At 63.4% G+C, this 21,074-nt stretch carries 18 protein-coding genes and 2 pseudogenes; 10 read left to right on the plus strand and 10 right to left on the minus strand.

The genetic code is table 11. The features are described 5' to 3' along the window. Positions 1–486 precede the first annotated feature (486 nt). The 3 genes from CR152_RS22235 to CR152_RS22245 all read right to left on the minus strand — a co-directional run bounded on the left by CR152_RS22235 (position 487) and on the right by CR152_RS22245 (position 5,772). Positions 487–783, minus strand: a complete 297-nt coding sequence (locus tag CR152_RS22235) for a hypothetical protein (protein WP_099878604.1) — start codon at positions 781–783, stop codon at positions 487–489. Between the two features lie 371 nt (positions 784–1,154). Further along, a complete protein-coding gene (locus tag CR152_RS22240; protein WP_099878606.1) occupies positions 1,155–3,266 on the minus strand; it encodes a TonB-dependent receptor in 2,112 nt (703 codons plus the stop codon). A 127-nt stretch (positions 3,267–3,393) separates the two neighbouring features. Then, positions 3,394–5,772 (minus strand): DNA polymerase II, encoded by a 2,379-nt coding sequence (locus CR152_RS22245; RefSeq protein WP_099878608.1) that lies wholly within the window; start codon positions 5,770–5,772, stop codon positions 3,394–3,396. A gap of 307 nt (positions 5,773–6,079) precedes the next feature. Here CR152_RS22245 and CR152_RS22250 point away from each other — a divergent pair, with 307 nt between their 5' ends. Together CR152_RS22250 and CR152_RS22255 are read left to right on the plus strand one after the other, a co-directional pair. Beyond that, a complete protein-coding gene (locus tag CR152_RS22250; RefSeq protein ID WP_229413511.1) occupies positions 6,080–6,850 on the plus strand; it encodes a polysaccharide deacetylase family protein in 771 nt (256 codons plus the stop codon). A 247-nt stretch (positions 6,851–7,097) separates the two neighbouring features. Next, positions 7,098–8,615, plus strand: coding sequence for an MBL fold metallo-hydrolase (locus tag CR152_RS22255; protein ID WP_099878612.1), 1,518 nt, complete (start codon positions 7,098–7,100; stop codon positions 8,613–8,615). Between the two features lie 65 nt (positions 8,616–8,680). On the opposite strand, the gene CR152_RS22260 is transcribed toward CR152_RS22255, so the two are convergent. Together CR152_RS22260 and CR152_RS22265 are read right to left on the minus strand one after the other, a co-directional pair. Next, positions 8,681–9,112, minus strand: coding sequence for a GNAT family N-acetyltransferase (locus CR152_RS22260; RefSeq protein WP_099878614.1), 432 nt, complete (start codon positions 9,110–9,112; stop codon positions 8,681–8,683). A 39-nt stretch (positions 9,113–9,151) separates the two neighbouring features. After that, a pseudogene (locus CR152_RS22265) lies at positions 9,152–10,031 on the minus strand (LysR family transcriptional regulator). A 79-nt stretch (positions 10,032–10,110) separates the two neighbouring features. Between CR152_RS22265 and CR152_RS22270 the strand changes: the two are divergent. From CR152_RS22270 to CR152_RS34870, 3 genes and pseudogenes are all read left to right on the plus strand, one after another. Continuing rightward, complete coding sequence (locus tag CR152_RS22270; protein WP_099878618.1) at positions 10,111–10,491, plus strand: DoxX family protein; 381 nt, start codon at positions 10,111–10,113, stop codon at positions 10,489–10,491. 12 nt (positions 10,492–10,503) lie between these two features. Further along, positions 10,504–10,680 (plus strand): annotated as a pseudogene (locus CR152_RS34865) (glutathione S-transferase family protein); the annotation flags it as partial. Positions 10,681–10,958: 278 nt separating this feature from the next. Next, positions 10,959–11,210, plus strand: a complete 252-nt coding sequence (locus CR152_RS34870; RefSeq protein WP_307718606.1) for a glutathione S-transferase family protein — start codon at positions 10,959–10,961, stop codon at positions 11,208–11,210. Here CR152_RS34870 and CR152_RS22280 read toward each other — a convergent pair. Both CR152_RS22280 and CR152_RS22285 read right to left on the minus strand, forming a co-directional pair. Continuing rightward, a complete protein-coding gene (locus tag CR152_RS22280; RefSeq protein WP_208640176.1) occupies positions 11,193–11,687 on the minus strand; it encodes a hypothetical protein in 495 nt (164 codons plus the stop codon). The genes CR152_RS34870 and CR152_RS22280 overlap by 18 nt on opposite strands. Before the next feature lie 51 nt (positions 11,688–11,738). Then, positions 11,739–12,374, minus strand: a complete 636-nt coding sequence (locus CR152_RS22285; RefSeq protein ID WP_099878620.1) for a response regulator transcription factor — start codon at positions 12,372–12,374, stop codon at positions 11,739–11,741. Between the two features lie 138 nt (positions 12,375–12,512). Between CR152_RS22285 and CR152_RS22290 the strand changes: the two genes are divergently transcribed. Then, on the plus strand, positions 12,513–15,527 hold the full coding sequence (locus tag CR152_RS22290; protein ID WP_167399939.1) for a sensor histidine kinase: 3,015 nt from the start codon (positions 12,513–12,515) through the stop codon (positions 15,525–15,527). A 49-nt stretch (positions 15,528–15,576) separates the two neighbouring features. Here CR152_RS22290 and CR152_RS22295 read toward each other — a convergent pair whose 3' ends face one another. Further along, positions 15,577–15,831, minus strand: a complete 255-nt coding sequence (locus CR152_RS22295) for a ferritin family protein (protein ID WP_208640177.1) — start codon at positions 15,829–15,831, stop codon at positions 15,577–15,579. 171 nt (positions 15,832–16,002) lie between these two features. On the opposite strand from CR152_RS22295, the gene CR152_RS22300 reads away from it, so the two are divergent. Together CR152_RS22300 and CR152_RS22305 are read left to right on the plus strand one after the other, a co-directional pair. Beyond that, the gene (locus tag CR152_RS22300; RefSeq protein WP_099878624.1) at positions 16,003–16,572 is read left to right on the plus strand and encodes a 2OG-Fe(II) oxygenase; all 570 of its coding nucleotides are present in this window, start codon (positions 16,003–16,005) and stop codon (positions 16,570–16,572) included. A gap of 43 nt (positions 16,573–16,615) precedes the next feature. Continuing rightward, the gene (locus CR152_RS22305; RefSeq protein WP_099878626.1) at positions 16,616–16,867 is read left to right on the plus strand and encodes a DUF2164 domain-containing protein; all 252 of its coding nucleotides are present in this window, start codon (positions 16,616–16,618) and stop codon (positions 16,865–16,867) included. A 197-nt stretch (positions 16,868–17,064) separates the two neighbouring features. Here the strand turns inward: CR152_RS22305 and CR152_RS22310 are convergent, their stop codons facing one another. Continuing rightward, positions 17,065–17,472, minus strand: coding sequence for a response regulator (locus CR152_RS22310; protein ID WP_157778664.1), 408 nt, complete (start codon positions 17,470–17,472; stop codon positions 17,065–17,067). 313 nt (positions 17,473–17,785) lie between these two features. On the opposite strand from CR152_RS22310, the gene CR152_RS22315 reads away from it, so the two are divergent. Both CR152_RS22315 and CR152_RS22320 read left to right on the plus strand, forming a co-directional pair. Further along, positions 17,786–19,450, plus strand: coding sequence for a sensor domain-containing diguanylate cyclase (locus CR152_RS22315; RefSeq protein ID WP_099878630.1), 1,665 nt, complete (start codon positions 17,786–17,788; stop codon positions 19,448–19,450). 58 nt (positions 19,451–19,508) lie between these two features. Continuing rightward, positions 19,509–20,135: a GGDEF domain-containing protein gene (locus tag CR152_RS22320; protein ID WP_099878632.1), complete on the plus strand. Its 627-nt coding sequence runs from the start codon at positions 19,509–19,511 to the stop codon at positions 20,133–20,135. Here CR152_RS22320 and CR152_RS22325 read toward each other — a convergent pair whose 3' ends face one another. Continuing rightward, a complete protein-coding gene (locus tag CR152_RS22325; RefSeq protein WP_099878634.1) occupies positions 20,136–20,948 on the minus strand; it encodes a TlpA disulfide reductase family protein in 813 nt (270 codons plus the stop codon). It abuts the gene before it with no gap. Between the last annotated feature and the right edge of the window lie 126 nt (positions 20,949–21,074).

The raw sequence follows: 21,074 nt of genomic DNA on the forward strand, positions 1-21,074 counted from the left end.
GACTCCGTTGCGAGGAGACGGCACGCAGCAGGCCGATGATCAGCCGCCATGAACCGCGAGCCATGCAAAACATATGGCACAGCTCCGCCCAGTTGACGATGGACCGGTAAAAGGCGCTCGTACCGAGCCGTTTTTGCTCATCACAGTAGGACCTCGTCTGTTGACATTAGTTCGGTCCGACCGGTGCCAACACGCATGCCGCCATACACAAAGTCGGTGGCCGACCGGCCGTTAAATGCAGCCTGTGACGCGGTTCATGGAGGTTGTAAGGGAAGTTGCCTGCTGGTGCGAAACGATGGAATTGTTCCGATCTTGACGCATTATTCAGTCCGCCAGTCTGACAGGAGTGGTTTTGCGTCCTCTGCGGTAAAAGCCAAGCGTGGCGTCAATCTTCTACGAGGTCTTGCACCGTCGTCAGATGCGCCGCCAATGCAGAAATGTGCAAGAAACCTGCTCCGGGCAGATACTGAACGCCAACGGTGGGGGTCATACGTAGCTCTCGATCAGGCGCACTGCCGCGGGCACCAGCTGAGCCAGGAAAACAAGGCATGCAACCCACATGATAATGACCGACTTCGCTTCAGCCACAGTGCTGCGTATTTCCGAACGTACTCCGGCGATCTCGGAACGAATCTCGGCACGCACTTCGGCAATATCCGACTTGGTCGCACCCGTAGCCCTGATCGCCCCTATGTCGATCTTCATCGCGGCAACATCGGCTTCCAGTTTTGTTATGCGGGCTTCCATGTTGCCATGATCACGCGGTTCGCCAGTCATGTCCATGGTACTCCCTGAATGATTTAGAGGTTTCCGCACGGTGATGACATCGGTCGCACGGACACGGCACCCGGGCGCACAATAGTCAGCTGCCATTCCATACGATTGATGCAGGCAGCTACTCGGGTTCGCCGGGCCAGCCCGGCGCGCGTTGGCGAATGATGGCCGTACAGGGCCATTTTGCGCATCACAGTAAGACCTCGGCTATCGTATTTGGTTCTGCCGCATGAGGGACGTCATGCATGCGGCGAGATGCAGGGCGGGGGCCATCCGGCCACGGTGAACAGGCGCTTGCACCATTCACCGTGGCACCGGATGGCATTGCGCGGATGCGCGAGGAAGGCAATCGACCTGATTGCCTTGGATTGCCTCAGTCCTCAGAACGCATAGCGCGCCGTCAGCTGGACCGAACGCGGCGCGCCGGGCAGGTTCAGATTGCCGTTGCTGCCATGCCCGGCAACGATGTAATGGCGGTCGGCCAGATTCATCGCGTTAAGCTGGATGTCGACCTTGCCCTGGCGGTAGTACGCCATCGCATCGATTGTCGCGTAGCCCGGCAGCGCCACGGTATTGCCCGGATTGGCAAAGCGCTTGCCGACGGCATTGGCGCCGGCGCCCACGCCGAACCCGTTGCCCAGCGACTTGGTCAGCCACACGTTGGCGCTGTGCACCGGCGTCAGGGTAGGGCGCTTGCCTTGCACCGGTTGTCCGGAATCGATGGCGACCGACGATACCGCCCGCGCATCCAGATACGCGTAGCCCGACCACAGCTGCCAGCCATCGCCAAGCTTGCCGGCGAAGGTCAGCTCGATCCCATCGCTGCGCTGGGTACCGATCGGAATGAGGCGGTTGGTGTTCGGGTCGGTGGCCTTGATGTTGGTGCGCTCCAGACGGAACAGCGACACCGCGGCGGTGGCATTGCCATCGAACAGGTCGAACTTGGCGCCGATTTCCTTGTTGGTGGTTTCCTCGGGCGCGATCTGGGCGTTGTTCGCGGCCAGCGCAAACGATTCGCCGGACGGCTGGAACGACTTGCTGAAGGATGCGAAGTACGATTGCGTCTCGCCCGGCTGATAAACGAGGCCGGCGCGCGGGCTCCAGGCGCGGTCGACACGGGCGAGGTTCGACTGGCCGGCGCGGCGTTCGCGCGTTTCCTGTTCAAAGCGGTCGAAGCGTACCCCGGCCAGCGCCTTCCACTGCGCCGACAAGGTCGCCATATCCTGCACATAAGCGCTGGTCACCGTCAGCACGCCCATGTTGTCGGTCGACGGGGCGGCGCTCACGGTAAACGGCAGCACCGGCGCGACCGGATTGAACAAGTTGACCTTGGCGATATTGTTCTGTGTGCGGAACAGCTGGTCTTTCTCCTGCTTGCCGATCTCGATGCCGTACAGCAACTGGTGGCGCATGCCGGCCAGGTTGGCGACTTGTTTGAGCTCGGTCTGGTTGAAGTAGCCGGTTTCATCGCGCATCACATTACTGCGGTTCAGCGACGCCGTCAGCGCCTTTTCATCGACCGAGCCAGACAGCGTATTGTTGCGGTCGAGGGTATAGTGATAGTGGCGGAAGGCATTGCGCAGCGACCAGGCATCGTTGAAACGGTGATCCAGCGTAAAGCCGAAGGCCTTCACTTCCGCTTCGGAGTAATCGTTGTCCTTTGCGTTGGCCGCGCCGTAGTAGGTGCCGGCGGGAACGTCGACCGCCCTCCCGCGATATGCAGGCACGCCGAAATCGGTCACGCGCTTGTCGTTCAGGTATTCGGCTTGCAGCAGCAGCTTGGTGGCGTCGCTGATCTTGAGCGAAACCGATGGCGCGAACGCTTCGCGGTCGAGAAACTGCTGGTCGCGGAAGCTGTCGGCACGTTCGATGGCGCCGGTCACGCGGACCGCCACCGGGCTGGCGCTGTTAGCGCGCGCGATGTCGATTTCAGCGCGGCGCTGGTTCCAGCTGCCGGCCTGCAGGCTCACCTCGTTCTTGTTGATGCCGGGTTTTTTGCTGATGCGGTTGATCAAACCGCCGGACGAGCCGCGCCCGTACAGCACCGAAGCCGGCCCCTTGATGATCTCGACCTGCTCCGTATTGGACAGGTCGCGGAAGTACAGCGCATCGTCGCGCATGCCGTCGACAAACTGGTCGGCGATGGCGGTAAAGCCGCGGATGGTCACCTGGTCGCGCTGGCCGTCGCCGTGCGACAGGCCGATGCCCGGCACCGCCTTGAGCACATCCTGCAGCGAGCGCGCGCCCTGGTCGCGCAGCACCGAGAGCGGCACCACGTTGACGGTTTGCGGAATGTCGCGCAGCGGCGCGTCGATCTTGGTGGCGCTGGTGGCGCTGGCCGGGTTGTAGCTGGTGTCCTGGTCGCGCGTGGCGGTGACGGTGATTTCCTTGAGCGCGGTCTGCGGCTTCGCCGTCTGCGCGAAGGCGGAGCTGGACATTTGAGGGAGGGCGAGCGCGATGATGACGGCCAGCCGGGTTTTTTGCATTGCCATATTACGTCCTTTGGTTTTTATGTTGCTAAGCGAATACTACGAATGATAATGATTCCTATTACTATTATTGCTGAGCAACGTAAATATGGCAAATTTAATGTGCATTGCATAGATTTGCGGGGCGGCGTCAGAACAGGGTCTGCTGCAAACTCGTAAGGCTGGTGAAATCGTCGCCGAGGAAGGGCAGGATGGCGTCCGCGATCGGCTGCAGCTGGCGCGTGACGTAATGGTCGTAATCGATGCGCGAGCGCAGCGTTTCCAGCGGTTCGGGGCCGGCCAGGGTCATCACGTACTGAATCCAGCCGCCTTTCTGGTACTGCAGCGGGCGGCCGTGAAGGCGGTTGAAGTCATCCGCAAGGCGCGCCGCCCGCACCGGGGGCGGCGTATTGCCCTGGTATTGCTCAAGCGGGCGGCGAATGCGCTTGCGGTAGACCAGCAGGTCATCGAAGTCGCCGCGCAAGGTGCTGTTGACGTACTCGCGCACGTAATCGCGGTAGCTTTCGCGCCTGAAGATGCGCAGGTACAGGGCTTGCTGGAACTGCTGCGCCAGCGGCGTCCAGTCGCTGCGCACCGTTTCCAGGCCCTTGAACACCATCTCTTCGCCGCCGCCGTCCTTGCCGACCAGCCCCGCGTAGCGCTTCTTGCTGCCTTCCTCCGAATTGCGGATGGTCGGCATCAGGAAGCGCCGGTAATGCGTTTCATACTGGAGTTCGAGCGCGCTATCGAGGCCGAATTCCTGCTGCAGATGCTCGGTCCACCACGCATTGACGTGAGCGACCAGCGCGCGGCCGATCTCGCCCGCCTGCGCGTCGTCGTGCGCGTGCTTGAGCCAGACGAAGGTTGAATCAGTGTCGCCGTAGATTACCTGGTAGCCACGTTCCTCGATCAGATCGCGCGTGCGGTGCATGATTTCCTGTCCGCGCAAGGTGATCGACGACGCCAGGCGCGGGTCGAAAAAACGACAGCCATTCGACCCGAGCACGCCGTAGAACGCGTTCATGATGATCTTGAGCGCTTGCGACAGTGGCTGGTTGCGTTCGCGCTTGGCCGCCTCGCGACCCAGCGCGATCTGGCTGACGATGGCCGGCAGGCAGTGCTTCTCGCGCGCGAAGCGCGCACCCCAGAAGCCCGGCACGGTGGCGCCGCTGTCGTCGCGCAAGCCTTCGATCAGGCCGACCGGATCGATCAGGAAGGTGCGGATAATCGAGGGATACAGGCTTTTGTAGTCGAGCACCAGCACCGAGTCGTACAGGCCCGAACGCGAATCCATGACGTAGCCGCCCGGGCTGTTTTCGCCAGCGACGTCGCCCAGGTTCGGCGCCACGTAGCCCTGGCGGTGCATCCGTGGCAGGTACAGGTGCTCGAAGGCGGCCACCGAGCCGCCGCTGCGATCCACCGCGAGCCCGGTGACGCTGGCCCGTTCGAGCAGGAAGGGCAGCAGTTCGGTCTTCGCGAAAATGCGCGTGACCAGTTCGCAGTCCTTGAGGTTGTAGTGCGCCAGTGCCGGCTTGTCTTCATTGAAGCGCCGTTCGATTTCGGCCATGCGCTGGTAGGGATTGTCGATCGCCTTGCCCTCGCCGAGCAGGGTGCGCGACACGTTTTCAAGGCTGAACGAGGAAAAGCGCCAGGTCGCCGATTTGAGCGCGTCGATGCCGTCGATGATCAGGCGCCCGGCCGCGCCGGCGAAGAAGTGCTGTTGCGTGCCGTGTTCGCGCCATTCCATCGGGCTGCCGTCGCGCCCCAGGCGCAAGGGCACCTGGCAGCGTTCGGCGTGCTTTTGCAGCACGCGCAGGTCGAACTGCACCACGTTCCAGCCGATGATGGCGTCCGGGTCGTGCGTTGCGAGCCAGGCATTGAGGCATTCGAGCATGTGCGCGTGGCTGTCGCAGTAGTCGAGGGCGAAGTCGAGCGTGAAGTCGTGTACCTTGTCGCTGCCGTTCGGCGGCCCCAGCATGTACACCTGGCGCTGGCCGCAGCCTTCGAGCGCGATCGAATACAGCTCGCCGCGCGAGGTCGTCTCGATGTCGAGCGAAACCAGCTTGAGGCGCGGGCGGTAAGCTGGCGCTGGCTTCAGATGGCTGCCCAGCGCCACGCCCGCCTGGCCGCCGTCCGGATCGTCGTGGAACCAGACCGGCGCCGTGATGAAGCGCTCCATCAGGTAGCGCTCGGGCGGGCGGATGTCGGCTTCGTACACATCGATGCCGTAGTCGCGCAGGCGTTTTGCCTGCTTGAGCAACTGACGGTAATGCAGGCAATACAGACCGAATACGGGGCGCCGCTGGAAGTCGACCAGATCGAGCTCACGCAGTTCGCAACCGCGTTCACCTTGCAGCAGTGCGGCGACCTGGGTGCGCCACTGCTCGGGAATGAATGCCACCGATGGCTGCGCCGCCAGGCGGATCTGGCGCGGGCCTTTGTCCGTCGCCAGCCAGAAGTCCACTTCCGTGCCGGCGGCGGTATCGCGCCAGTGTCGGGTCAGAAGAAATCCTTGCTGCGGTTGATTCAAGTGACTACCTCTGAAATCCTGATGGGGCGGGTGAATGTGCGCTGGGTGCAGCGTGCCAGTTGCCGGACGGCTCCGTATACTAAGCGATGTGGGGCAACTGTATAAAGCGCTGCAAGTTTCCTCGAAGGGCGCCCGCTCCACTGGCCCGCGGCCCGGCCCGCGTGATCATTGTCAAAGCCGCGATAACGCACATCACGATAATAAGAGCCAGTCTCGGCAGATCGGGCGACGTGACCGCATTGTCGGGCGGGCCCATTCCGGCGACCACTCTTACCGCGCACCGCGCTCCCCTCCAATGAACACTGTGATGAACAGGCTGTACGCCGACTATGTCATGCCCTCGCGCCTTCCGTTGTACGAGGATTTTATTCGCGCGGCGGGTAATGCGGGGTATGCGCAAATATCGGTGCGCCAGTACGTGCATGCTTTGCGCGAACAAGACCCGCGTCGCCAGCAGAAAGTCATTGTTCACCGTCACGACATCGATACCGACCTCAGGACTGCAAGAAAACTATTCGAGATCGAGAAGGAATATGGTATCAAGGCCAGCTATTATTTTCGGCTTTCCACGCTCGACTTCGCGCTGATGAACGAGATCGAGGAGTATGGCAGCGAGGCCAGTTATCATTATGAAGAACTGGCTACCTTCGCCAAGAAGCACGACATCAAGGACCCCGCTGTCATCCACGCGCGGCTCGGAGACATTCGCGACGATTTCGCCCGCAATTTTGATTTGATCGAGGATCGTCTCGGGCGCAAGCTGACCACCGTGGCCAGCCACGGCGACTTTGCCAACCGCCGCCTGGAGTTGAGCAATACCGAAATTCTCAAGGACCGGGCATTGCGCGAGCGCTGCGGGATCGAATGCGAGACGTACGACCGCTCGCTGCTCGACAACATCGACATGTACATCTCCGACCGCCCGTTTCCGCAGTATTACCGCCCGCTTTCTCCATTCGATGCACTCGGACAGTACGCCAGAATCTGTTTTCTGACTCATCCAAGGCAGTGGGAAACAAACTGGATTGAAAATACCAGGGACAACCTGTTTCGTTTGTATGAAGGCGTGACCTGGTAGGCGCATCAAACGCCAATCGGAATGGTAGCGAGTCGGTCCGCGCAGGAACCGTTCTGTTGCGCAGCCGTCTCCTCCGGACATACGGCGCATGGATTCATATCAGCATTGGCATTAAGCCGGATCAGACAGTGAGCTCAGCAATCCCCCCGGACTTATTCCTCATCAAGCACCGGCATGATCGCGCGGACCACACTGGCTTGTCAGCGGGGACGTCCGTCCCCCGACATACAACCTTGAGACACCAACTATGAAAGCAGACTTCACATTTTTGGGGCATGCCGGTTTCCTGATCGAGACCGATCACGAGATCCTGCTGATCGATCCCTGGCTGAGCGAGAACGGTGCGTTTTTCGGGAGCTGGCATCAATGGCCGCCCAACAGCCACTTGCTCGGCATGGTGCAGCACCGCTGCGCCGGCCGGGTGCTGAACATTTTCCTGAGCCATGCGCACCAGGACCATTTCGATGCATCGACGCTGCGTGCTTTGTCAAACCATCCGCGTTGCACGGTTTTCATTCCGAACTATAAAGACAAATATTTGCTCGACACGCTGAGCGGCATGCAGCTCCACACCGTCGAGCTGTCCGAGGGCGACCAGGCGGGCAGGAACATTCGCTTGCGCGTGTTCATCGATGATGGCGGCATCAATCAGGATGCGGCCTTATTCGTCAGCACGCCCGATTTCACCTTTTTTAATCAAAACGACTGCAAGATTTTTGACAGGCTAGCGATGCTGAAACAGGAACTCGGCGACATCGACTACTATTCGGTGCAGTTTTCCGGCGCCAACTGGCATCCGGCCTGTTTCGAGATGCCGGCGCAGCAGCGCCAGGCTTTGTCCAGGAAAAAGGCACTCAGCAAATTCCACAACGTTCTCGGTGGCGTCCGGACCCTTGCTCCGCGCTTCCTCGTGCCGGCGGCCGGACCGTGCTTTTTCCCGTTTCTCGATCCCGCGCTCAGTCGTGGCAGCGGAACGATCTTCGTACATCAGGACCAGCTCGATCAATACCTGACGCAGAAAGGAATCGGTAACATCCTTTATCCGCGGCCCGGCGAGCGGATTGGAGAGGAGGCGAACCGGATTCCCATCGCCGCACCCACGCTCGCCGAGCTCGAACGCTACCGGGCCGCGCATCAGGACGTGTGGGAACACACCGTCGACGCTTTCTCGGCGACGCGATTTGCGCACGTGCTGCAGCAGCGGCTGGATATCATCGCCGATATGTCCTTGCCACCGGACACGCCATCAATCGCGTTCAACTGGGGCCCCGGCGACGCCGACTGGCTGCAGGTGGACCTGGTCGGCAAGGTGCTGGTGGCGTCCCCCCAACCGCACCCTCCCTGCATTGTCCTGCAGGCGAGCACCAAATACTTTTCGCTGATGTGCACGCAGGCGCGCTGGCAAGACCTCGCATTAAGCCTGCGCGCAAGGCTCCAGCGGCTGCCGGACGTGTACAACACGGTCGCCAACATTTTCCTGTTCGCCGATGAAGCTAACCTGGCCAGCTCCCTGGCGCACAACTTCAACCTGTCGCAAGAGCGCATCGTGATCGAGCACCTGGGGCAGAAATACGAGATCAACCGGTATTGTCCGCATCAGGGCGGCGACCTGGCTTACGCCACCATCGACGAGAACATGCACGTGGTCTGCCCGCGGCACAGCTGGCGCTTCGAGTTGCAGTGCGGGGGCATGTGCAAATCGTCGGGCATGGGCATTGACGCGGTCAAACTTGGCGTGACAAACGAGGACGGCCCAGCCGCCTGAGTGATGGGGGGCGAGGAGGAGGCGGGGACCCGGTCGGCAAGGTCGAAGTCGGAGGCCTGCATGGTCTAGTCGATGTCCAGGTAGCCGCGTTCCTGCGCCAACTGCTGATCTTCGAAAATAGCCATCGCCGTTTTCATGCGCCTGAATCCGAATTTTTGATAAAACGGTTCCTTGCCCGGCACCGCATACAGCAGGATCTTCTTGTGCCCGTGGGACAGCGCGACCAGCTTTGCGACGATTTGCTTGCCCAGGCCACTGCCCTGGTATTGCGGCAAGACCGCAACGTCGCACACGTAGGAGGTGTCGACGCCATCGGCCAGGGCACGTCCCACGCCGACAATGCGACCGTCCTCATGCACGAAGCAACGGTAACGGCTGTTGGTGAAAACGATTTTCAGATTGGCGGCGCTCTTGTCGCCAAGCGGCGCGACCTTGTATAGCGCCGACAGTTCTTCCCAATCGACTGCATCGAGCGAGTCGGTCCATTCCAGTGCCATGCGGGTCCCCCTAAGTGAAATGTTTAGAAAGTTCCCACATTAACGCAATTGCAAGTTTTGCGCCAAGTGGCTGAACACAGTCGCGATACGCCGCAGGTATCTGGACTCGGTATGCGTCAGCAACCATAGCTCGGTCTGGCATTCGTCGAGTACCGGGCTCAGTTGCCTGAGGTCCAAGCGTGCTTGCGCCAGGAATAGCGGCAACACGCCCACGCCCAGACCCATGGCCGTGAACTCGGCCACTGTCAGGATGCTGTTGACGCGATAGCGCGGTGCCACCTTGGGAAAATGCCTGCGTCGCCACAATACCGACGGATGCTCGGGCATGGCGTCGTCCGGGGCAATCCAGGCCAGCGATCCGGCGCGCTCGGGATCGAACTGCGTTGGCGCGCCATCTTTCGCCCCGAACAGGGCAACCCTGATCGGCCCCACGTGCTTGCCCACCACATGCGGCGGGGGACGCTTGGTGACGCGCAGGGCAATGTCGGCGTCGCGCTGCGTCAGGTTGGCCAGCTCGTTGCCGGTGTGCAGCTCGAAACCCAGCTTCGGGTGCAGTACCGTCAAGGGCTTCAGGGCGGGCGCGAGCAAGCCATGCAGGATCGTGTCCGTCGTGGTCAGCCGTACCGAGCCGGCAACCTCATCAGGTTGGCTTTGCAGCAGTGCACGGGCGGCCTCGACCTGGGTCTCGATGTGTTCGGCATGGAGGGCGACCTGGGCCGCCATTTCCAGTGGCACGCAGCCATTGCGCGAACGCTCGAACAAGCGTTGGCCGAGCCCCTTCTCGATGCGCTGGAGCACGCGAAACACCGTGGAGGCGTCCACGTTCAGCCGCGCGCCAGCTCCGGCGATAGTGCCGGCGCGCACCGAGGATCACCTGCATGTCCATCGCACTGAGCTGGTATTGCGTTTCTGCATTGATAGTCTGCATGGTTGCCTATTTTCATTGCAAATTCGAATCGTTATATTACCTGCATTCACTCATAAGAAAGGAGCAACCCATGAAAACCGCACCCCGCCAAAGCGCGGCCGCGGATGGCATTACCCTGCTGCGTATCAGCCTTGGCATCATGTGGATTGCCCACGCGCTGCTCAAGCTGTGGGTCATCACGCTGGCGCGCACGGCTACCTACTTCGCCAGCGTGGGCTTGCCATCCGTGCTGGCCTATCCTGTTTTTGCGGCGGAACTGCTAGGCGGCCTGGCGCTGACACCGATCATGATGGCGGCGGCCGTTGTGCATGCGGGAAACGGCTGGGTGCACACGAGTCTGAACGGGGGCTGGGAATACCCGGTCTTCCTGTCGGTCGCTTCTGTCGCGCTGTGGCTGATCGGTGACGGCGCGCTTGCTGCCATGCGCAGCACGCGCTTCGCCCTGCGCTGATCGGATTGCACGATGAATCCGACACTGACACTCATCAGCCACGCACTCTGCCCATACGTGCAGCGCGTCGCCATCGTGCTGACCGAAAAGGGCCTGCCGTTCGAGCGCCGCGCTATCGACCTGTCGGCCAAGCCGGACTGGTTTCTTGCCGTCTCGCCGCTCGGGAAAACGCCGGTGCTGCTGGTCGATGGCCAGCCGCTGTTCGAATCGGCCGCCATCTGCGAATACCTGGACGACGAATATGATCCGAAAATGCATCCCCGCCACGCCCTTATCCGGGCCCGGCACCGGGCCTGGATCGAATTCGCGTCGGCAACGCTTACCTCGGTGGCCGGTCTGTACGGTTGCGCCGCCGACGACGCGCTGGCGGTCAGGGCCGATGATCTGCAGGCAAAGTTCGCCACGCTGGAACTGGCGCTGGCCGACAGCGGGCGCACCGGCCCTTCTTTGCGGGCGCGCATTTTGCGCTGGTCGATGCCGCGTTCGCTCCGGTATTTCGCTACGTCGACCTGTTCGGCCATCTTCCGGGTCTCAATTTCCTCGAGGCGATGCCCGAGGTCAGCCGCTGGCGCAAGGCATTGCAAGCGCGGCTGTCTGTGCGCAATGCGGTGGCGGATGACTACCCGCAGCGATTGCATGCGTTTGTGCTGGGTAAGCGTGGCGCCTTGGCGCGCGCGCTGCTGTTGGCCGCGCCCCCTGCATCAGGGCGACGCTCTTGAGGCCGATGGCACCGGCGCGGCCCAATATCGATTCACCGGGTCTTGTTCCACCCGCGCCGACGTGCCGGCGGACGGTTGCGGCAAGTGTCCCAGCACCTTGCGCAGCGCGCCGTGCGCCATCGCGACCTCGGGCGAATCATGCAGCAAGATCAGATACTTGGCCCGGAACGCGCTGCCGGCCGCGGTACCGGGTCCGACCAACTCCTCGATCTGCCCGCGCCAGCCGGCGATGACGTCGGTGCTGAGCGTTTCCGGCTCGTCCAGCGCTTCGTCGAGCGCGGCCATGAGGACCGACATCGGTTGCAGCCACGCGAAATGGGGGTGACTCGTGATCAGCTGCAGATGCTCCAGCGGGCCGCCGACCGCACCGAAATACACCGTCTCCACGTCGATCAGCGCCTTGTGCACTGTGCGCAAGGCGCGCGGCACGGCCTGGAGACTGATGCGCAGCGCGGTGTTGTCATTTGCTTGGTTCATTTTTGTTCCCGGGATCAAATACATTGAGTTGGACGACAGCGGTCCGCACGCCTACAGCGTCATGATTCCGCGCCGCAGGGCGATCGTGGTGGCATGGGTGCGGTCTTTCGCGCCCAGCTTGGAGAGCACGGCGCTGACATGCGCCTTGACCGTTTCTTCCTTGATGGCCAGGCGCAGGCCCACTTCTCGGTTGGAATTGCCGTCGGCGACGAGGCGCAGCACTTCCAGCTCGCGTCCCGACAGGTTGTCGGTGCCGAAATAGGTTGCCATCTCGGCGGCCACTTCCGCCGGAATGTAACGGTGGCCGGCGTGCACCCGGTGGATCGCTTCGGCCAGGTTGAGGCAGATCGCGCATTTGAGCAGGTAACCGGCGGCGCCGCCCCCCAGCGCGCGCGCAATACGGGCGTCGCCCTTGTAGGTGGTCAGCACAAGCACGCGCGCGTGGCGGTCGAGCGCGCGGATGGCCAGCATGGCGTCGTGCCCGTCCATCAGCGGCATTTGCAGGTCCATCAGGGTCACATCCGGGCGCATGCAGAGGAAGCGCTCGATCGCTTGCTCGCCATTGGCGGCGTGACCGACGATCTCGATGCCGCTGTCGCCCGCCAGCAGCGCCGCGATGCCTTCGCGCAGCAGACTGTGGTCGTCGGCGATCAGGACGCGGATGGGACGGGCGGCAGCATGGGTCAAGGATAAACTTTCTGAAAGAAAATACCGGCAATCATGCCATGCGCCGGTGGCCGCCGCTTGGATCAGTTTGCTGTAAAAGTATTGCTGCACCGCCACAATCCCGTATCATGCTGGCATTTTTCGCAACATGGAGCTTTTATGACGGCATTTCGACGCTGGCAGCAGCGGGCGCTGGCGGTGCTTCTGGCGCTCGCAACGGTGCTGCCGGCCACGGCCGCCAGTCCCGCCGCGACACCCAGCAAACCGCTGCCGCAAGTCAAGCCGGCCCCGGCGCAGGCCCCGGCAATCACCCTGCATCACACCAGCTGGACCGCGCGCGACGGCGCCCCGACCATCATTTTCGCCATGGCCCAGTCGCCCGACGGCTGGCTGTGGCTGGGCGCCAGCACCGGGCTATACCGTTTCGACGGCGTGAAATTCGAGCGCTACGTGCCGCGCACCGGCAGCCTGGCCTCGCCGGGCGTGTCGGCGCTGCTGGCCCTGCCGTCGGGCGAAGTGTGGATCGGCTACCGCAGCGGCGGCGTCGCGCTGCTCAAGGATGGCGCGCTGCGCCATTACGGCAGCGCCGAGGGCATGCCGCCCTCGTCGCCGCATGCGATCCGGCGCGACGCGCAGGGCCGCATCTGGCTCGCCAGCAAAAGCGGTCTGTTCCGGCTGAACGGCGAGCGCTGGGAAAAGATGCCCGGTTTCGAGAAACTGGCCAACCAGCCGCAGGCGATGATGTCGGACAGCCGCGGCCGCTTTTGGGTCGGTAACGTCGAGACCGCCTTCGTGCTCGAACCGGGCGCGTCGGCATTTCGGCGCCTCCCCAATGTACTCGACCTGAGCGGCAATCTGATCGAAGCGCCCGACGGCACGATCTGGAGCAATGGCGGGCGCAACAACAGCCTCGAAGTCGTCGACCAGCAGCCGCTCGGCACGGCGCGTTTTCGCCGCGTCGGCGGGGAGTATTCCTCGCACATGCTGTTCGACGCCGAAGGCGAGCGCTGGCTGCTGCGGCGCGAAGGCGTCGAGCGCAGCTTCAGCATCGACGGCCACGCGGTCACCCAGCGCCTCACGCCGCAGCAGGGCTTGAGCGGCTACATCGTGTTTACCGCGCTGGAGGACCGCGAAGGCAATATCTGGGTTGCCAGCAACAGCGGGCTGGACCGGTTCCGCCGCACCAAGCTTGAAGCCGCTGCCTTGCCGTTGTACTACGGCGGCGAAGCGCGCGCGCTGGCCGCCGCCGACAACGGCGCCGTCTGGACCGATGGCTTCTTCGTGCCCGGCGCGCGTTCGGTGCCGATTCCCGCGGCCGAGATGCCCTCGAACGGCATCGCCGAACTGACTTGCCTGTACCGCGACAACGATGGAATTATCTGGGCAGGCGGCCATCGCGGCGTGTCCTACCTCGATGGCAAGACATTCAGCAAGCTGGCGGGCCCACCGGACACCGAGGGCCGCCCGGTGCACGCCATCGCCAAGGAAGCCGACGGCACCATGTGGATCTCGTTTAACGGCGGTGGCGTCTACGAGCGCCGCGACGGCGAATGGCGCAAGGTCGTGCCGTATGCCGACTACGCCTCGCGCGGCGCGACCAGCGTCACGGCCATGGCCGGTGGCCAGCTGTGGCTGGGCTACATCGGCAACCGCATCGCGCTGCGCGAGCAAGGCAAGTTCCGCCTGCTCGGCGCCGCCGAGGGCTTGCAGGTGGGTGTCGTGTTCCAGGTGTACCGGCATGCCAGCCAGACCTGGATCGGTGGCGACAGCGGGGTGGCGTACTTCGACGGCAAGCGCTTTCATCCGCTGCTTGGCATGAATGACGAAAAATTCATGGGCGTGTCCGGCATCGTGGCCTCCGCCAGCGGCCAGTTGTGGCTCAATGGCAGCGAAGGCATCAGCGTGATCGAAGCGTCCGAGCTCAAGCGTGCTATAGCCGAGCCGGGCTATCGCGTGCGCTTCGTGCGCTACAACCAGGAAGATGGCTTGACCGGTACCGCGCCGCAGATGGTGCCGGTGCCGTCTGCGGTGGCCGCGAGCGATGGCCGCCTGTGGTTCACCACCGCCAACAGCGTCGTCTCGGTCGATCCGGCCCGGCTGCGCCGCAACCTGCTGGCCCCACACGTGGAAATGCGCGGCGTGACCGTCGAAGGCCAGAACTATCCCGCGCGCGACGGCTTGCGCCTGCCGCCCGGCACGCAGCGCTTGCAGCTCGACTACACGGCGCTGAGCCTGTCGATGCCCGAGCGCGTGGCGTTCCGCTTCCGCCTCGAAGGGCAGGACGCCGGATGGACCGCCGCCGGCCCCGGCCGCAGCGCTTTCTTTACGGGCATGGGCCCGGGCGAGTACCGGTTCCAGGTGCAGGCGTCGAACGAGGACGGCGTCTGGAGCAGCACCGGCGCCATCTTCCAGTTCAGCATCGCGCCGACCATCACCCAGACCGTCTGGTTCCGCGCCGCCTGCGTGCTGCTCGCGCTGGTGCTGCTGTGGGCGCTGTACCGCTGGCGCATGCGCCAGTTGGCGGCCCGCATCCAGGGCCGGCTGCAGGTGCAGGTGGACGAGCGCGAGCGCATCGCGCGCGAGCTGCACGATACCTTGCTGCAGGGCGTGCAGGCGCTGATCCTGCGTTTTCACATGGCGGCGACCAAGGTCGGGGCCCACGAACCGGTCAGGCAACTGATGGATAGCGCGCTCGACCAGGCCGAGCTGATGCTGCAGGAAGGGCGCGACCAGGTACAGGACTTGCGCGCGCACGATCATTTTCAGGCGGACATGGCGGGCATGCTCGAACGCGAAGGCAAGCGCATGGCCGAGGAGCGCGGCGTGCAGTTTGCGCTGAGCGAGGCCGGACGGGCGCGCGCGCTGCCGCCGCTGGTGGCGCACGAGGTGTACCGGATCGCGAACGAGGCGATGCTCAATGCCTTCCAGCATGCCAAAGCGAGCAAGATCGAGGTGGAATTGCTGTACGAGCGCAAGGAACTGACGGTCGTGGTGCGCGACAACGGCTGCGGCTTGCCGGCCGAGGTGCTGCGCGACGGCGGCTCGCCGGGCCACTGGGGCTTGCCCGGCATCAGCGAGCGGGCCGAGCGCCTGGGCGCGAACGTGCGCTGGACGTCGGCGCCAGGGCAGGGCAGCGAGATGCGCCTGAGGCTGCCCGGCACGCTCCTGATGTAAGGGCTCAGTCGGCCTTGCGCGCTTGCGCGGCAAGGTGTTCGCCGATAAGTCAGCTGTGCAGTTCATTGATATGCACCACCTGGCTGACGATCAGGTCGTTGCTGCCGTCATCGCCCGTCCAGGCGCAGGCGCCGGCCAGCGGGCGCGCTTCGATCAGGATGGTTTCGTGCGCGCCCAGCAGGCGCGCCAGCTGCGCCCGGGCCGATTCACGACCGCGGGGCGCGCGGGCGATGGCCGATTCGTCGGCACCATCCTGTGCCAGGGCGAACGCGACGCCGCCGAGGGTCCGTACGCATCTTGACAAATCCCGTCGCGCTGCAATACCCTCCGCTGCCAGCGACAAGCGGTTTCGTTGGTGACGCCGATCGTGTGCGGCGGCCGCGATGCCGGCGCGGCTATTGTCGCGCGCTGCTTCTCGCTGCCGACATGCTCCGCCACGGCCTGCTGCCGTTTCATTCCATCGACACGATTACCTATGATGAACATTGAAAAATTTGGGATGGGTGTATTTTATATCCATGACTTTCTCAGCCCGCAGGAATGCGCACGGCATATCGGCGAAAGCGAAGCAATCGGCTACACGGCGGCTGGCCTGACCACCAGCGAGGGCGACCGGATCAACCGCGATTACCGCACCAACGACCGCATCATCCATGACAATGCCGCGCTGGCCGGTCAGCTCTACCAGCGGGCATCGCCGGTGCCGCCGCCGCTGCAGCGCGACTGGACACTGAGCGGTTTCAACGAACGCTTCCGGTTCTACCGCTATCAGGGCGAGCAGTTTTTCAGCGCGCACAAGGATGGCAGTTATGCCCGCAGTGGGGCGGAGGAGAGCTTTCTGACCTTCCTGATTTACCTCAATGACGATTTCACCGGCGGCCATACCGACTTTGCGTGGGAGAGCATCAAGCCCAGGGCCGGTTCCGCGCTGGTGTTTCCTCATCGCCAGATGCATCAGGGATCGGCGGTGCAAAGCGGTACCAAGTACGTCCTGCGTACCGACGTCATGTATCACGCGCCGGCCGGGTACGCACCAGAGAGGTAAGTCTGCTAAGCTGCGGCTCCCAATCACGTTCTACAAAACAACGATGTCCATCAAACTGAACCAGGAAACCGAGGAGCGCCTGCTGTCCTCCCTGCAGCGCTATTGCATGAAGAATTTCGACGAAGAAGTTGGTGTGCTCAAGGCGCGCCTGCTGCTCGATTTCTGCCTGCGCGAAATCGGCCCATCCATCTACAACCAGGCGGTGCAGGATGCCCAGGCGGTGATGCAGGAAAAAATCGCCGAAGTCGACACCAATTGCTACGAGACTGAATTTGCCTATTGGCAGAAGAAGTAGCGCGTCGCCGGACTGCCGCAGCCGGCTGGTCAGGCCCGTCGGGCCTTGGGTGAAACGTCCTGAAACGCGACAATAAACCCTTTCGCACTGTTCCTTGACCGCCGGCACTGTCGTGTTTGCGGTACGAAAACTGGGTGCGGCGCCGCGGCGCGAGCGCGCCACCGGCGTGGATCATGAGCGGCGCGCGGCGGCCGGCATCAGGGCATGCGGTCGATCAGGTCCTTGATCGTGCCCGGATTGACCGGTTTGACGAAATAATGGTCGAAGCCCGCGCCGAGCGAACGCTGCTTGTCGTACGCCTGGCCGTAACCGGTCAGGGCGATCAGCACCGCGCCCGAGGTGTCCGGCAGGCGCCGCAGGTTTTCCGCCAGCACGTTACCGTTCATGCCGGGCAGGCCGATGTCGAGCACGCACACCTGCGGGCGCAGTTCGCGCGCCAGGTTCAGGGCTGCGTACGGATCGGTGGCGATGGTCACCGCGTAGCCGGACAGTTGAAGATAGGTGCCGAGCGTATCGGCTGCGTCGGCGTTGTCGTCGACGATCAGTACCCGGGGGCGTTCTGTTGCCGACGGCGTCGGACTTGTAGCGATGGTTTGTGGCTGCACTGTGTACACCTTTTGGTCTTCGGTTCGATCACGAATCGGTCAGGCAGGGCGCTTGTGGCGGCACCATGCGCAGTTCCGTTAATTGATATGTCATGGGCATTCTTGCGGCGCGGGGCTTGTGCTTGGACGGTCGGCCAGCCAGAAAGCTCAACAATGTTCTTATGTTACGCTTTTTTACAAAATTGTTGCGTTCGCTTGAGCGCTACTGTCGCGCCTCTCGAGAGGGGCGCACGGGGGCGCCGACGCGGTAGAATGGCGGGCAAGGCGAACCGCCTTGCGCTGACACCGCCTTTACTGCTGGAAGTTCACTTCGATGCGCCTGACCCTCAACATAGCCACGCTGAAATTCCGACTGACGGTCGTGGTCATCGGCCTGGTACTGCTTGCCACCAGCGTGCTGACCTTTGTTTCCCTGTATCTGGCCGAGCGCCAGATGCGCGACGTGATCGGCTCGCAGCAAGTGGCGCTGCTCTCCAGCGCGGCCGCCTATATCGATGCCGACCTCGAGTCCCGGCAAACCCTGCTCAAGACCCTGCGCGAGGAACTCGGGCGCAGCGGCGGCCATCCGGAGGGCGGCTTGCAGGCATTCCTGGAAGCCCACGCGACCTTGCGTGACGAATTTTTCAATGTGCTGGTGTTCGACAGCACCGGCACCATGCTGGCCAACATGAACGACCGGCGCACCAACAACACGCTCAATTTCGGCAAGCGCGCCTACTTCACCGAGACCGTGGCCGCGCGCGAAGGCGTCATTTCCAAGCCCTTCAAGAGCGCCCTGTCGGGCAAGCCGGTCATTCTGGTCACCGAACCGCTGTATGACGAACAAGGCAAGCTGATCTTCATGCTGGGCGGCGCCATCGACCTGCAGCGTCCGCGCTTTTTCGGCCAGCTCGAAGCGCTCGGATCGGGCGCGACCGGCTATCTGTTCATGCTGACCAACGCCGGCACTATCATTCACCATCCGGACAAAGAGCGCATCTTGCAGCGCGTGCAGGATGAGGCCGGCGGCGCCGTGGCCTCGACCATGGCCGCGCTGGGCGGTTTCGAGGGCTGGATCGAAGGCCCCACCAAACGCGGCGTGCGCGCCCTGATCACCTACAAGCGCCTGCGCAAGACCGACTGGATTCTCGGCGCCGTGTATCCCGTCGACGAAGCGTTCACGCCGCTGATCGACATGCGCCCGACCGCGCTGCTGGCCTCGGTTGCGGTGGCGGCGCTGGCCGGACTGGCCGGCTGGCTGGCCATATTGCGCCTGCTGCGTCCCTTGGGCGCGCTGCGCGGCCATGTGGCCGGTATCGTCGACGGCAGCGCCGGGATCGAGGTGTTCAATGTGCGCGGGCGCGACGAATTTGGCGAACTCAGCCGCGCGTTCTACACGCTCTCGCAACAGCGCCGCCAGGCCGAACTGAAGCTGGAAGCCCAGGCCCGTACCGACATTCTGACCGGCATCGACAACCGCCGCATGTTCGAGGAAACCTTTGCCGCCGCCCTGGGACGTGCCGCGCGCGGCAACACGGCCATCGCGCTGGCCTACCTCGACATCGACCATTTCAAGACGATCAACGATACCTACGGGCACAAAGCGGGGGACGAGGTACTGGTCGAATTCGCCAGGCGCCTGCGCGCGGCGGTGCGCTCGACTGACAGCGTGGCGCGCCTGGCGGGCGACGAATTCGTGGCCATCTTCGAGGGCTTGCGCGATGATGTTGAGCCGACAATATTGGCCGAAAAGATCCTCGACATGGCGCGCACACCCTTCCTTGCCGCCGGCGCCAGCTTGCAAGTGAGCACCAGTGTCGGCATCGCCGTCGGGCGCGGCAATGCGGCCGGCGCCGGCGATTACCTGGCGCTGGCGGACGAGGCGCTGTATGCGGCCAAGCAGGCCGGGCGCGACCGGTATGCCATGCGCCGCCTCGGCACGGCATCGAAAGGCACGCCGCAGGCAACACGGCCGCAGACAGCCACGGATAATGCTTGATTGCAGGTAACTCCGGCGGTAAGCTCTGCCTATCGGTTTTCATCTTCAAGGAATTTACATGAGCACAGAATGCGACGGCTGCCCGGCATGCGCGCCCTTGCGCGCCAGGCTGGCTGAAAAAGAACTGGACATCCTGAACCTGACCGAGTCGCTCACGCGTCACGACATCCTGACCGGCGTGCTGAACCGGCGCGCCTTGACCGAGCTGGTGGCCGAAGAGCTGCAGCGCTCGTCGCGCACGGGCCAGCCGTTCTGCTTCGCCATGATCGGCATCGATCACATGAAGGACGTCAACCAGCAGTTCGGCCACGACATCGGCGACGCTGTGCTCCAGGGCATCACCCGCTCGGCCACCGAGCTGCTGCGTACGCTGGACCGCTTCGGCCGCATCGAGAGCGACCAGTTCGGCGTCATCCTGCCGGCCACCTGGCTGCACCAGGGCGTGCTGGCGATGAACCGCCTCACCGCCAAGGTCGCCGCTTTCGGTTGGGATACGCTTACGCCCGGCACCACGGTCACGTTCTCGGCCGGCCTGACCACCAATGCGCCGGCCGAAACGGCCGAGATGATGATTCAGCGTGCCGAAAAAGCCATGGCCGAAGCCAAGCAGGAAGGGCGCAACCGGACCGTGCAGATCGAGCAGGAATTGCCCGCCGGGCTGTTCGCCGCAATGGACGACATGTAACTATTTTTGCGCACGCAGGCGCACCAGCTTGCTCTCCAGCGAGGCGGCGGATACGGCGCCGAGGTGCGAATCGGCAAGCCGGCCGCTGGCGTCATAAAACAGGGTGGTCGGCAGCGCGCTCGATCCCACCTCGCGTCCCATGGCCGAATTGGCATCGAGCACCACGTTCTCCAGCGTCGGTGCGCCGCTATTCACGTACGCCCGTACGGTGTGCGCATCTTCGCCCTGGTTGACGAAAACAAACACCACATTGCGCTCGCGTTGCTGCGCGGCGGCGAGCAGCGGCATTTCTGCGCGGCAGGGCGGGCACCAGCTGGCCCACAGATTGACCACCACCGGCCGCCCTTGCGCCAGCGCCGCCAGCGTCACCGGCGCGCCGGTGGGGGTGATCAGCGCCGTCAGCGGCAAGGGTTTGCGTTCGCTCAGCTTCAGCAGCAGCGGCGCCCCCGACGTGAACCACGCTAGCGCCCCCGCCAGCATGCCGGCCGCCAGCGGATTGCGCAGGCGCGGGTTCTTCAGCATGCGCCAGCCGCCGTACGCCAGGCCGGCCAGCATCACCGCCCACGGCGTAAAGCCGCCATCGCGGATATCCATGATCGACAGCGGCTCCGCGCGGTACTGGGCGAACCAGGTGGCCACGAACACGATCCGGCCCGCCACCAGCCCGACCAGCAGCATGTCGAGCAGTACCTTACCGGTCCGGACCTTCTGATGGCGCCCAACCCAGTTGCCAAGGCCGCATGCTATAAGTAGCGATATGAGCAGCAGCAGGTGCGCCGTCTGGAAGCTGAAGGGCCCGAGGCTGACGGTCATGGCAAGGTTCTTTTCATGGGGCGGGTCCGGATAAACAAACGTCAATATTGTCGCGCACACAGATTAGGCCGGGGTTAACGCAGGGACCGCGCCGCCACTGGCATCATCCGGTTCGCCCTTGGGCGG

It is taken from the genome of Massilia violaceinigra, from assembly GCF_002752675.1.
GTDB lineage: Bacteria > Pseudomonadota > Gammaproteobacteria > Burkholderiales > Burkholderiaceae_D > Telluria_A > Telluria_A violaceinigra.

What these genes read in the sequence shown, in the direction of transcription:
- CR152_RS22235 (WP_099878604.1), bottom strand. Translation starts at nt 783, where the DNA reads ATGGACATGACTGGCGAACCGCGTGATCATGGCAACATGGAAGCCCGC.
- CR152_RS22240 (WP_099878606.1), bottom strand. Translation starts at nt 3,266, where the DNA reads ATGGCAATGCAAAAAACCCGGCTGGCCGTCATCATCGCGCTCGCCCTC.
- CR152_RS22250 (WP_229413511.1), top strand. Translation starts at nt 6,080, where the DNA reads ATGAACAGGCTGTACGCCGACTATGTCATGCCCTCGCGCCTTCCGTTG.
- CR152_RS22255 (WP_099878612.1), top strand. Translation starts at nt 7,098, where the DNA reads ATGAAAGCAGACTTCACATTTTTGGGGCATGCCGGTTTCCTGATCGAG.
- CR152_RS22260 (WP_099878614.1), bottom strand. Translation starts at nt 9,112, where the DNA reads ATGGCACTGGAATGGACCGACTCGCTCGATGCAGTCGATTGGGAAGAA.
- CR152_RS22270 (WP_099878618.1), top strand. Translation starts at nt 10,111, where the DNA reads ATGAAAACCGCACCCCGCCAAAGCGCGGCCGCGGATGGCATTACCCTG.
- CR152_RS22280 (WP_208640176.1), bottom strand. Translation starts at nt 11,687, where the DNA reads ATGAACCAAGCAAATGACAACACCGCGCTGCGCATCAGTCTCCAGGCC.
- CR152_RS22290 (WP_167399939.1), top strand. Translation starts at nt 12,513, where the DNA reads ATGACGGCATTTCGACGCTGGCAGCAGCGGGCGCTGGCGGTGCTTCTG.
- CR152_RS22300 (WP_099878624.1), top strand. Translation starts at nt 16,003, where the DNA reads ATGATGAACATTGAAAAATTTGGGATGGGTGTATTTTATATCCATGAC.
- CR152_RS22305 (WP_099878626.1), top strand. Translation starts at nt 16,616, where the DNA reads ATGTCCATCAAACTGAACCAGGAAACCGAGGAGCGCCTGCTGTCCTCC.
- CR152_RS22315 (WP_099878630.1), top strand. Translation starts at nt 17,786, where the DNA reads ATGCGCCTGACCCTCAACATAGCCACGCTGAAATTCCGACTGACGGTC.
- CR152_RS22320 (WP_099878632.1), top strand. Translation starts at nt 19,509, where the DNA reads ATGAGCACAGAATGCGACGGCTGCCCGGCATGCGCGCCCTTGCGCGCC.
- CR152_RS22325 (WP_099878634.1), bottom strand. Translation starts at nt 20,948, where the DNA reads ATGACCGTCAGCCTCGGGCCCTTCAGCTTCCAGACGGCGCACCTGCTG.